General features: G+C 59.5%; 9 protein-coding genes, 1 tRNA gene and 1 pseudogene. 5 read left to right on the top strand and 6 right to left on the bottom strand.

The annotated features are described in order from the left end of the window. Position 1: 1 nt before the first annotated feature. Positions 2 to 74 (bottom strand) — tRNA-Glu (locus NHU87_RS28090). A gap of 395 nt (positions 75 to 469) precedes the next feature. Here NHU87_RS28090 and NHU87_RS28085 point away from each other — a divergent pair. Next, positions 470 to 1,228, top strand: coding sequence for a hypothetical protein (locus NHU87_RS28085; RefSeq protein WP_253555059.1), 759 nt, complete (start codon positions 470 to 472; stop codon positions 1,226 to 1,228). A 146-nt stretch (positions 1,229 to 1,374) separates the two neighbouring features. On the opposite strand, the gene NHU87_RS28740 is transcribed toward NHU87_RS28085, so the two are convergent. From NHU87_RS28740 to NHU87_RS28070, 4 genes and pseudogenes are all read right to left on the bottom strand, one after another. Beyond that, positions 1,375 to 2,079, bottom strand: coding sequence for a methyl-accepting chemotaxis protein (locus NHU87_RS28740; protein ID WP_437180862.1), 705 nt, complete (start codon positions 2,077 to 2,079; stop codon positions 1,375 to 1,377). 204 nt (positions 2,080 to 2,283) lie between these two features. Beyond that, positions 2,284 to 2,460, bottom strand: a pseudogene (locus NHU87_RS28735) (HAMP domain-containing protein); the annotation flags it as partial. A 1,057-nt stretch (positions 2,461 to 3,517) separates the two neighbouring features. Then, positions 3,518 to 4,897 (bottom strand): PLP-dependent aminotransferase family protein, encoded by a 1,380-nt coding sequence (locus tag NHU87_RS28075; RefSeq protein WP_253555046.1) that lies wholly within the window; start codon positions 4,895 to 4,897, stop codon positions 3,518 to 3,520. A gap of 320 nt (positions 4,898 to 5,217) precedes the next feature. Continuing rightward, positions 5,218 to 5,979 (bottom strand): SDR family oxidoreductase, encoded by a 762-nt coding sequence (locus NHU87_RS28070; protein WP_253555043.1) that lies wholly within the window; start codon positions 5,977 to 5,979, stop codon positions 5,218 to 5,220. A 236-nt stretch (positions 5,980 to 6,215) separates the two neighbouring features. Between NHU87_RS28070 and NHU87_RS28065 the strand changes: the two genes are divergently transcribed. Continuing rightward, complete coding sequence (locus tag NHU87_RS28065) at positions 6,216 to 7,220, top strand: NADP-dependent oxidoreductase (protein ID WP_253555040.1); 1,005 nt, start codon at positions 6,216 to 6,218, stop codon at positions 7,218 to 7,220. 86 nt (positions 7,221 to 7,306) lie between these two features. On the opposite strand, the gene pyrF is transcribed toward NHU87_RS28065, so the two are convergent. Continuing rightward, positions 7,307 to 8,005 (bottom strand): orotidine-5'-phosphate decarboxylase, encoded by a 699-nt coding sequence (pyrF, locus tag NHU87_RS28060; RefSeq protein ID WP_007931610.1) that lies wholly within the window; start codon positions 8,003 to 8,005, stop codon positions 7,307 to 7,309. Positions 8,006 to 8,297: 292 nt separating this feature from the next. Between pyrF and NHU87_RS28055 the strand changes: the two genes are divergently transcribed. The 3 genes from NHU87_RS28055 (at position 8,298) to xopAW (ending at position 11,189) form a co-directional block, all read left to right on the top strand. After that, positions 8,298 to 9,056, top strand: a complete 759-nt coding sequence (locus NHU87_RS28055; RefSeq protein ID WP_253555036.1) for a response regulator — start codon at positions 8,298 to 8,300, stop codon at positions 9,054 to 9,056. Beyond that, entirely contained in the window at positions 9,056 to 10,108 is a 1,053-nt protein-coding gene (locus NHU87_RS28050) for a sensor histidine kinase (RefSeq protein ID WP_253555034.1), read from the top strand. Before NHU87_RS28055 ends, NHU87_RS28050 begins: the two co-directional genes overlap by 1 nt. A 235-nt stretch (positions 10,109 to 10,343) precedes the next feature. Beyond that, positions 10,344 to 11,189: a XopAW family type III secretion system calcium-binding effector gene (xopAW, locus tag NHU87_RS28045; protein WP_253555032.1), complete on the top strand. Its 846-nt coding sequence runs from the start codon at positions 10,344 to 10,346 to the stop codon at positions 11,187 to 11,189. Positions 11,190 to 11,292: the final 103 nt, after the last annotated feature.

The following is an 11,292-nucleotide window of genomic DNA, read 5'->3' as shown; positions in this document are numbered from 1 at the left end:
GCGTCCCCTAGGGGACTCGAACCCCTGTTACCGCCGTGAAAGGGCGGTGTCCTAGGCCACTAGACGAAGGGGACACACGTACAACATTCACTCCCTACCGCGTTTCGCTGTGTGCTTTACGCTGTAAGTGGCGCGCATTCTATGGATGGATTGAGGGGTCGTCAACCCCCAGATATAAATTTATTTAAATCAATGACTTCGCCCTGCTTTCAGCAGCAATTCAGGCTTTTCCGTCGACTGACCTTTGGCGCCTATATTCTGGCATCCAGCAAGGCGCTATAGTCCACGCCGAGATGATGGCAATCTGCACCTCGCACGCTATTTACTTATATATGCAGCGTTACGGCCGATATAAGCAGAGCCATAGCCGATTCAACTCGTCGAGCGGTCCTAGGCGCCCAAATGCCAAGCTACTACACTCGACTCGCACGCGAACCCTATAAAAGAGGTCTTACCGGTGACACCACTCATGATCACCCTGCTCGTCGTAGCCGGGATCGCATTATTGATCGCCATTGGCTACATGAACCATGTGGTGGAGAACAATAAGCTGGAAAAGGCCCGCACCAAGGTTGAACTCAATGACCGCCTGCGTCGCTGCGGCGAAATCACCGAGACCTTCCCCGGTCAATTGATGACACCGGCGCTCAAGCTGCTATTGACCCGTCTGGAACTGAATGTCTGCCAGCGCTTGCTGAACCTGGAAAAATCCAGTGCCACCTTAAAGGCACGGATTACCGAGCTGAGTGCCTTGGTCGCCCAGGGCGAATCGATCCCGGTCAACAACCCGCCGGCACCGATCCAGACCGAAGCCAAAGCCAAGGACGTGCGCTTCCTGCTTGAAGCCATGCATGGCCAGATCACCCGTGCTGCACAGGACGGTTTCCTGCCGCCCAACGAAGCCAAGCGCTGGGTCCGTGAGGTGCGCCACATCCTGGTCCTGCTGCATATCGAATTCTTCAACAACCTGGGCCAGCATTCTCTGCAACAGAACCAGCCCGGCCAGGCTCGCCTGGCCTTTGAACGCGGCGTGCAATACCTGCGCAAACAACAGGAACCGCAGATTTACGCTGAACAGCTGGAATACCTGGAGAAACTCCTGGCCCGCGCCAACGCCCAGGTCATGGACAAGATCGCTCCGGTTGAAGGCGAGATGAACCAACTGACTGAAGGCCTCAAAGACGTAGAGGCTGATGCCGACTGGAAGAAAAAAGCGATTTACGACTGATCATGTAATGCCAGTCAGATGGGGCGAGCAAACCGCTTTTCGTAGGAGCCAGGCTTGCCGGCGAAGGCGCTTTCAAGGACGCCTTCGCCGGCAAGTCTGGCTCCTACATGTCCGATTTGCCCTTAACTAACGCGCATTAGGAACTCTTACAACCTGAAGTGCCCCACCATCCCCTTCAACTCAACCCCCAACTGCGCCAACTCAATACTCGACGCCGCATTGCCCTGCATCGCCAGCGACGACTGATCCGCACTGGCGCGGATACTGGTGACACTGCGATTGATCTCCTCGGCCACTGAACTCTGCTCTTCCGCAGCCGCTGCAATCTGCTGGTTCATCTGTTGAATCAACGACACCGCCGCCGCAATGCTCCCCAATGCGCTCTCGGTCTGCAGTGCATCGCTCACTGCCAGCTTCACTAACTCGCCACTGTTCTCAATCTGCTGCACCGATGACTGCGCGGCCGAGCGCAAGGCACTGACCAGCCGTTCGATTTCTTCGGTCGATTGCTGGGTTCGCTTGGCCAGCGCCCGAACTTCATCGGCCACCACCGCAAAGCCCCTGCCCTGCTCGCCCGCCCGCGCCGCCTCGATGGCCGCATTGAGCGCCAACAGGTTGGTCTGCTCGGCGACGCTTTTGATCACGCTGAGCACCGTGCCAATGTTCTGGATTTCCGCACTGAGGCTTTCGATGCTGGAGCTGGCCGAGGTGGCTGAGTCCGCCAATTGTTCGATCCGCGCCATGCTCTGACGCACCACCTGCTGACCGCTTTCGACCTTGCCATCGGCAGTTTGCGCAGCCTGGGCGGCCTCCTCCGCGTTACGTGCAACGTCGTGCACCGTGGCGGTCATCTGGTTCATTGCGGTGGCGACCTGCTCGGTTTCTTCCTTCTGACTGCTGACTTCAAGGTTGGTCTGCTCGGTCACCGCCGACAGCGATTGCGCAGAGCTTGCCAACTGTTCGATGCCGGCCTGCAAACCACTGACGATACTGCTGAGCCCCGCCCCCATTTGCTGCATGGCTTGCATCAACTGGCCGATCTCGTCACGGCGGGTCACTTCAATCGTTGCACTCAAATCGCCCGCGGCGATCTGCTGAGCGACACGGATCACACTGCGCAGCGGTGCGACGATCAACCGGGTGATCACCCACGCTGCAATCAGCCCCACCAGCAAGGCCAGTGCCGAGGAGCCGATGATCAGCAGCGAATTCTTTTTCAGCTCTGCCTGCATCGACTGGTCTTCGGCAACGTAGGCCTGATCCACCCGCTCCACCACTTGAGCGGCGCGCTGGTGGAGTTGCTCATAGACAGTCTTTTCCTGCGCCAGTAACCCGGTGTACTCAGCGAGTTTTTCACTGAAACCGGCGATGTGACCGGCCACTTCATTGAGGACGGTTTGGTAACCCTCATCCTTGATCGCGGTTTTCAGTTGCTCGGCCTGGGTCAGCGCCTGATCGGCTTGCTCGATCTTGCCCTGCCCACCGCTGTCGTCGCCCTTGCGGCTCTGGTCCAGGCGTACGCGCGCTTCGTTCATGGCCTGCAACATCAACCGCGAAACCTGGCTGACCTGATTGGCTTGTTCGATGAATTGCGCGCCGTCCTTGCCCTCGGATTCCTTCAAGGTATAGGCACCATCGTCGGCGAGCCCGGCCTGCAATACGTCGAGATTATTGGCCACGCTGGAGACCGACCAACTGGCCATTTCCAGCGCTAGGTCCTTGGCCTGGCTCAACGAGACGAACTCATCGAACGCCTTGCGATAAGCCCCCAGAGATTGCTCGACGTCATTCATGACCGGCACATTGGTCACCGACTGAGCCTTGAGTTCGGTTGCCAGGGCGACCAGAGCGTCCACCCCGGCGCGCAAGGCGTCCGCGGTTTTCGGATTACCGTGCAAGGCGTATTCCTGCTCGAGCAGGCGAACCTTGAGCAAACCACTGTTGAGCGACGACATTTGCTTGAGCCCGTCGAAGCGCTGACTGATGGTTTGCAGGGACCATACGCCAATGGCTGCCACCAGGGCTGTCAACAGCAGCACCAGCACAAACCCTATACCCAGTTTTTTCGCCATACCGAGGTTGGCAAAACGTCCTTGCACGGCCGAAATCATTGCGCTTAGTCCCCTGCCATTGTCTGTTGATGCAGATTCGCAACGGGCTTGTGCCAACACAAGTCTCTGGCGGCGGAATAATGGCAAAAAGCTACGCCCGCGTCGCTTTCAGAACGCTTGAGGTCGATCCCCGGATCTGTTGACGTTTGGCATCGCAACAATGGTTTGTCACCAAACCTCAACAGGCCTTGGCGGTGGCCTGAAAAAATGCCCGGGCGCGAGGATCACAAGCATAGGCGACGTTGATCCGCTGCCAATCATGAGCCTGGCCGGTTGGACTGAATGCCGTTGCGCAAGACAACAGGACACCGAAGCGCCGCGCCTGAGTTCGCACCTGAGCATAGTCAGCGTTGCGTGAGCGCGCCCAGATGAACAGGCCGCCCACCGGTTTGCCGAAAACCTCCCATTCGGCGTCTTCAAGTATTTGCAAGGCCGCTTCCCTGTCAGTACTTAATCGCTGACGCTGACGCTGCACCAACTTGCGATAGGCACCACTGGCCAACAAACAAGCCAGTACCGACTCGCTGAATCGAGAAGCGCCCATGCTGCTGATCATCTTGACCCTGGCCAGTCGCGAAATAACATCGGCACCGGCCACAACAAAGCCGACCCGTAATGAACTGCTGAGGGTTTTGGAGTAGCTGCCGACGTAAATCACGTTGTCATCGATGCCGAGTGCCGCAAGGCGCGTGCCGGAGCCGCAGTGCAAATCGGCATAGACGTCGTCTTCAATCACCAGCACGCCATTTTTTTTGGCCAGTTGCAGAACGTGCTGAGCCACCGCCGGTGCCAGACTGCTGCCGGTGGGGTTGTGATAAAAGCTGTTGATGAACAAGCCGCGGGGTTTGTGCTTCAGCAACAATGCCTCGAGGGCATGGGTGTCTGGCCCGTGAGGGGTTCGCGGCACCTCGATCATGCTGACCCCGTGCAGCCTGAGCAGATCGAACAGCATCGAGTAGCCGGGACTCTCCACCACCACGCAATCGCCGGTTTTGAATAAAGTCCGTACGATCAAGTCGAGCCCATGACTGGCCCCCGCCGTGGTCAGGATTCGGCTTTCATCCACCGTGATATTCAGCTGTTTCAATCGTTTGAGGATCTGCTGACGCAAGGCAGGCAAACCCAGCGGCGTGCTGTAGTTGAACAATCCGGCCATGTCGGTGCGGCTGACCTGGCGTATGGCGTAGCTCAGGTCATCAGTCTCGCGCCAGCTTTCGGGTAATCCGCCACAACCCAGTTTCAGTTCGCCAACGTGGCTGCTTTGCTTCTCCTCAACCCCTTCGAACCAGGGAAGATCCTGCGGCCCCTGAGCGGCCAGCGCCGTTACCGCGACAAAGAAACCCGTCCCGTTACGCGTTGCCAGTACCCCTTGAGCCACAAGCCGCTCACAGGCCTCGACGACACTGGATTGACTGAGCAGATTGATCCGCGCGATTTGCCGCACGGAAGGTAAACGCGCGCCCGCCGACATCTCGCCGCGATGGAGCCATTCGGCCAATGCGTCGACGATTTGCTGCACGACAGGCACCAATGCCTCTCGATCGATTCTCAACTCCATGAGCAAGCAAACTCCTCTCCGTTTTGCGGGAAGCAGTTAATCACAGGAGCGCTCGAGAAGATGTGCGATAACGCCGCCAAAACCCTCAGTTCTAATCATTTGAAACACATTGACCGGCGTCGTCAGGGAACCGGCGCCGATCGATAAGCCGTGATGCGATCTGTAGCAGCTGCCGAAGGCTGCGTTCGGACGAAGCAGTCGTAAAATCAGAATTTGTAGCGCGTCAGGCACCGCGTCGCCCGGAGTCACGACTGCTTCGCAGCCGAACGCAGCCTCGCGGGCTCGGCAGCTGCTACAAAGAGTTCATCGAGACTGAAGCATTAAATCGCCGTAACCCCACCATCCACCGCCAGCGAATGCCCGGTGGTGAATGCCGCGCCGTCGCTGCACAGGTACAACACCGCGCTGGCAATTTCTTCGACCTTGCCGATACGCCCGACCGGGTGCATGGCGTTGGCGAATTCGCCCTTTTTCGGGTCCGCTTCATAAGCTCGACGGAACATGTCGGTGTCGATCACCGCCGGGCACACCGCATTTACGCGAATCTTTTTCTTGGCGTATTCGATGGCCGCCGATTTGGTCAGGCCGATCACCGCGTGTTTCGAGGCGGCGTAAATACTCATTTTCGGCGCAGCTCCCAGGCCGGCGACCGACGCGGTGTTGACGATCGCGCCGCCGCCCTGGGCCAGCAGCAACGGCAACTGATACTTCATGCACAGCCAGACGCCTTTGACGTTGACGCCCATGATCGCGTCGAACTCATCGATCGTGCCTTCGGCCAGTTTGCCTTTCTCGATTTCGATGCCGGCATTGTTGAAGGCATAGTCGAGGCGACCGTAGGTATTCACGACCTCATCCATCAGATTTTTTACATCGCCTTCCAGAGTGACGTTGCAGCGCACGAAGGTCGCGTCACCGCCGGCGGTACGAATCAACGCCACAGTGCCTTCACCACCGGCCGCGTCCAGATCGGCGACCACCACTTTCAAACCTTCGGCGGCGAACGCCAAAGCGGTTGCGCGGCCAATACCATTGGCCGCGCCTGTCACAACGGCGACCTGGCCGGAAAACGTCATGCTCATTGTTATGTCCTCGGAGGGAAGAAAAGGGGGGGATCGCGTGTGGCCAGTCTAGTCATAGGGCATATGGCACGGCAGCACTATCAGAAGGCCGGTTGGTTGCCCATGAGTTGCAGTGATAGAACCGCCACTCTGACTATCACTGCACTGGATCGATGTGCATTCGCAGCGTCAGCCAACCTTGCGACATTGCCCATGAAGGTCTATCAACAAGACTTCATTCATCTTGAGTGCCTGTCATGACTACCCAGACCAATCGCCAGTTCCTGCTCGCCAAACGCCCCGTGGGGGCGGCCACCCGTGAGACGTTCACGTATCAGGAAGTACCGGTCGGCGAGCCGGCGACGGGTCAGATCCTGGTCAAAAACGAATACCTGTCCCTGGACCCGGCCATGCGTGGCTGGATGAACGAGGGCAAGTCCTACATCCCTCCGGTCGGCATCGGCGAAGTCATGCGTGCATTGGGCGTAGGCAAAGTCATTGCCTCGAACAATCCGGGTTTTGCCGTGGGGGACTACGTCAACGGCGCCCTCGGTGTGCAGGATTACTTCCTCGGCGAGCCGCGAGGTTTCTACAAGGTCGATCCGAAACTGGCGCCGCTGCCGCGCTATTTATCCGCGCTAGGCATGACCGGGATGACCGCCTACTTCGCGCTGCTCGATGTCGGCGCACCAAAAGCCGGCGATACCGTAGTGCTGTCGGGCGCGGCCGGTGCGGTGGGCAGCATTGCCGGGCAGATCGCCAAGATTAAAGGTTGCCGGGTGGTCGGCATTGCCGGTGGCGCGGACAAGTGCAAGTTCCTGATCGATGAGCTGGGTTTTGACGGTGCCATCGATTACAAAAACGAAGACGTACACGCCGGCCTCAAGCGCGAATGCCCTACAGGGGTCGACGTGTATTTCGATAACGTCGGCGGCGATATTCTCGATGCCGTGCTGAGCCGCCTGAACATGAAGGCGCGGGTGGTGATTTGCGGTGCCATCAGCCAGTACAACAACAAGGAAGCGGTCAAAGGCCCGGCCAACTACCTGTCGCTGCTGGTCAACCGTGCACGGATGGAAGGTTTCGTGGTGATGGATTATGCCGCACAGTTTGGCGCTGCCGGGCAGGAGATGGCCGGGTGGATGGCCAAGGGGCAGCTCAAGAGCAAGGAAGACATTGTCGAAGGACTGGAAACATTCCCGGAGACACTGATGAAGTTGTTCAGCGGCGAGAATTTCGGCAAGTTGGTGCTGAAGGTTTAAAGCGGTAGATCAAAAGATCGCAGCCTTCGGCAGCTCCTACAGTGGATCGAGTACACCCTGTAGGAGCTGGCGCAGCCTGCGATCTTTTACGCCAATTCGGCCACAACCGCTGCCAACGCCTTCGCCGGATCCGCCGCCTGGCTGATCGGACGGCCGATCACCAGGTAATCGGAACCAGCATCCAGCGCCTGACGCGGGGTCAGGATGCGGCGTTGATCGTCCTGGGCGCTGCCCGCCGGACGAATCCCCGGAGTCACCAGTTGCAACGATGGGTGAGCGGCTTTCAAGGCCTGGGCTTCCAGGGCCGAGCAGACCAGACCGTCCATCCCGGCTTTTTCCGCCAGCGCGGCCAGGCGCAGCACCTGCTCCTGGGGCTCGATGTCCAGACCGATACCCGCCAGATCCTCACGCTCCATGCTGGTCAGCACGGTCACGCCGATCAACAGCGGTTTTGGGCCGCTGCGCTGGTCGAGCACTTCACGGCAGGCAGCCATCATGCGCAGACCGCCGGAGCAGTGCACGTTGACCATCCACACGCCCATTTCCGCGGCGGCCTTGACGGCCATGGCGGTGGTGTTCGGAATGTCGTGGAATTTGAGGTCCAGGAACACTTCGAAACCCTTGTCGCGCAGAGTACCGACGATTTCCGAAGCGCAACTGGTGAACAGTTCTTTACCGACTTTGACCCGACACAGCTTCGGGTCCAGTTGATCGGCCAGCTTCAGTGCGGCGTCACGGGTAGGGAAATCCAGGGCGACGATGATAGGCGTCTGGCAGGCGGACATGAGCGGGCTCTCAGGCAAGTCGAAATCGGCGCGCATTGTAGCGGAACCAGCGCCGCTGCGGGACCCGATGATCGGTAAATCGTCATCGCGGTCAAGACAAGACTAGCTCCTGCGGTAATTGTGTCGAGTTCGGTACACACACGACACGCCCACAACACCCTTCAACGCTACCCTCGGCAGCCGCAACAGGTCCTACAGCACTTCCCGCCTCACGGCCGGACGCCTATGCTGAAGCCACAACCTCGCAGCCTATCTTTGTGGTTGGCAGCCTATCTGGCAGATGAACGCACGCATGCACAACTCCCCAGCACCTCTGAACGACGATCAAAAAGCGCCGGCCGATGATAAACGCTGGAGTATTCGCGCCCTGATCGTCGACGATGACGTCCCGATCCGCGAACTGATGATCGATTACCTGGCCCGGTTCAATATCCACGCCAGCGGCGTCACCGATGGCGCCGCCATGCGTCAGGCACTGCAAGCCGAGCATTTCGACGTGGTGGTGCTCGACCTGATGCTGCCCGGCGAAGACGGTTTGTCGTTGTGCCGCTGGTTGCGCGCCGAATCGGACATTCCGATCCTGATGCTCACCGCCCGCTGCGAACCCACGGACCGGATTATTGGTCTGGAACTGGGTGCCGACGACTACATGGCCAAGCCATTCGAGCCGCGGGAACTGGTCGCGCGGATTCAGACCATTCTGCGTCGGGTGCGCGACGACCGTACCGAACAGCGTACGAATGTTCGCTTCGACACTTGGCGCCTCAACAGCGTGTTGCGCCAGTTGATCGCCGCCGATGGCCTGGTGGTGCCATTGTCTAACGCCGAATTCCGTTTGCTCTGGGTGTTCATCGAACGTCCACGCCGGGTACTCAGCCGCGAACAACTCCTGGACGCCGCCCGTGGTCGCTCGATCGAAGCCTTTGATCGCAGCATCGACTTGCTGGTCTCGCGCTTGCGCCAGAAACTGGGTGACGACCCGAAAGCCCCACAGCTGATCAAGACCGTTCGCGGCGAGGGTTATCTGTTCGACGCACGAGACATCGGTTGATGCGTGCACGCTTCGATACGCTGTTCGGCCGCCTGTTTGGCGTGCTGCTGCTGGCGATCGTATTGGCGCACCTGTTGGCATTCCTCTGGTTCAGGCATTACGGGCCACCGCCTCCCCCTCCTGAGCTGTCGGAATTTTCCGAACGCTTCGACGGACAACGCCCACTGCCAGACCCGCGCTTCGGCAACCGGCCGCCACGGCCGTGGTTTGGCGGGCCGCTGGTGCCGCTGACCTTTCAGTTTGTCTCGCTGATCATCGCCGCCTGGTACGGCGCCAAGCTGCTGACCCGTCCGATTCAACGCCTGAGCGACGCCGCCGAGCGCCTGAGTGAGAATCTCGACAGTCCGCCGCTGGATGAGTCGGGACCACGGGAAGCGCGGCAAGCGGCGCACACGTTCAATCTGATGCAGCAACGCATTCTGCAGCAAGTGCAGCAACGCTCGCGAATGCTCGGCGCGGTGTCCCATGACCTGCGCACGCCGCTGTCGCGACTCAAGCTGCGGCTGGAGAAGATCAATGACGACAAGCTGCAAGGCCAGATGCGTCAGGACCTGGACGACATGATCAGCATGCTCGATTCCACCCTCACCTATCTGCACGAACAGCGCACCAGCGAGGCGCCACAATGGATGGACGTGCAGGCGCTGGTCGAATCCCTGAGCGAAAACGCCCAGGACCAGGGTGCCAACGTCCTGACCTGCGGCCATTGTGCGCCGTTGCAGGTTCAGCCGATGGCCTTGCGCTCATGCATCAACAACCTGCTCGACAACGCCTTGCGTTATGCCGGGGATGCGCTGATCACGCTAAAGGACAGCCGCGAGGAACTGGTGATTAAGGTCATCGACCATGGCCCGGGTATCGCGGCGGATAAACGTGAAGCGGTGTTCGAACCGTTCTTTCGCCTGGAAGGTTCACGTAATCGCAACTCCGGCGGCGTCGGCCTGGGCATGACCATCGCCCGGGAAGCCGCGGAGCGTTTGGGTGGGCAATTGAGCCTGGAAGAGACCTCCGGTGGTGGTTTGACCGCAGTCATCCGCCTGCCCCGCCCCTAAGCCACACACAAAACCAATGTGGGAGCGGGCTTGCTCGCGAAAGCGGTGTGTCATTCAACAAAGATGTTGAATGTAAGTCCGCCTTCGCGAGCAAGCTCGCTCCCACAGGGTCCGGGGGTGGCCTGAGACTTGTGTGTACCCATCGGTACAAACCCCACATACCCACGACAACTCCCCCCTTGAGGCTGCATAAGCCGGTGCACCCACCGGTTTCCCATTCCAAGGAGTGAGCACAATGATCGGTAGCGTCAGTAACTACACGAGCTATACCAGCACCAGCAGCACCTCCACCAACAGTGCCCGCAGCCAGCAATTCCAGAAAGATCTACTCGCCAAGCTCGACAGCAACAGCGACGGCGCGGTGGATCAGGACGAGCTCAATAGCGCCCTGTCGCAGAAAACCGACGACGGTCTGCTGGTCAGCCTGAGCAAAAACTTCAGCGATCTGGACAGCGACGAAAGCGGCAGCCTGAGCAGCGAAGAAATGGCTGCGATGGCCCCACCACCGCCACCACCGCGCGATCAAGCGCCGAGCACCGAACTGGCCGATGCGCTGATCAGTGCGCTGGACACAGACGGCGACGGCGCCATCAGCAGTGATGAACTGAGCGACGGCCTGACCAGCGCCGGTAGCACCGCCGACAGCGCAGAAATCTTCTCGGCCCTGGACAAGAACGAAGACGGCACCGTCAGCCAGGACGAACTCGTCGCCAGCCTGACCCCGCCACCACCACCTCAGCAGGTGTCCAGCGAAGAGCTGTTCAGCCAGCTCGATGCCGACAGCGATGGCAGTGTCACCGCCACCGAGCTGAGCAGCGCGCTGGCCAGCGACACCACTTCGTCGACCAGCACCGATACTAGCGCCGCCTTGCTCAAGGCCCTGGATAGCGACAGCAGCGGTGGCGTCAGCAGCGATGAGTTGAAAGCCGTCCTGCAAGCCGGCCGCGAGCAGAACACTGACAGCTCCACCGATCAGTTCAACGTGACCGAAGCCCTGAACAAAATGATCGCCAACCTGAGCAAGCAGTACTCGCTCGACAACGTGGCGACTGTGGGCAAATACCTGAACGAGGCGACCTGAGTCAAAAGCTTCGCGGGCAAGTCTTGATGCCAGTCAGTTAAGCAATTTCAGCCGCGACGCACTCTTTGTAGCAGCTGGCGAAGCCTGCGTTCGGCTGCGAAGC

This window comes from Pseudomonas mandelii, assembly GCF_024138395.1.
GTDB classification, from domain to species: Bacteria; Pseudomonadota; Gammaproteobacteria; order Pseudomonadales; family Pseudomonadaceae; genus Aquipseudomonas; species Aquipseudomonas mandelii_E.
The sequence above is the reverse complement of the archived record's forward strand: the minus strand, read 5'-3'. Positions and strand labels throughout refer to the sequence as shown.

What these genes read in the sequence shown, in the direction of transcription:
- NHU87_RS28070 (WP_253555043.1), bottom strand. Translation starts at nt 5,979, where the DNA reads ATGAGCATGACGTTTTCCGGCCAGGTCGCCGTTGTGACAGGCGCGGCC.
- NHU87_RS28740 (WP_437180862.1), bottom strand. Translation starts at nt 2,079, where the DNA reads ATGACCGCCACGGTGCACGACGTTGCACGTAACGCGGAGGAGGCCGCC.
- NHU87_RS28085 (WP_253555059.1), top strand. Translation starts at nt 470, where the DNA reads ATGATCACCCTGCTCGTCGTAGCCGGGATCGCATTATTGATCGCCATT.
- xopAW (WP_253555032.1), top strand. Translation starts at nt 10,344, where the DNA reads ATGATCGGTAGCGTCAGTAACTACACGAGCTATACCAGCACCAGCAGC.
- NHU87_RS28065 (WP_253555040.1), top strand. Translation starts at nt 6,216, where the DNA reads ATGACTACCCAGACCAATCGCCAGTTCCTGCTCGCCAAACGCCCCGTG.
- NHU87_RS28050 (WP_253555034.1), top strand. Translation starts at nt 9,056, where the DNA reads ATGCGTGCACGCTTCGATACGCTGTTCGGCCGCCTGTTTGGCGTGCTG.
- pyrF (WP_007931610.1), bottom strand. Translation starts at nt 8,005, where the DNA reads ATGTCCGCCTGCCAGACGCCTATCATCGTCGCCCTGGATTTCCCTACC.
- NHU87_RS28055 (WP_253555036.1), top strand. Translation starts at nt 8,298, where the DNA reads ATGCACAACTCCCCAGCACCTCTGAACGACGATCAAAAAGCGCCGGCC.
- NHU87_RS28075 (WP_253555046.1), bottom strand. Translation starts at nt 4,897, where the DNA reads ATGGAGTTGAGAATCGATCGAGAGGCATTGGTGCCTGTCGTGCAGCAA.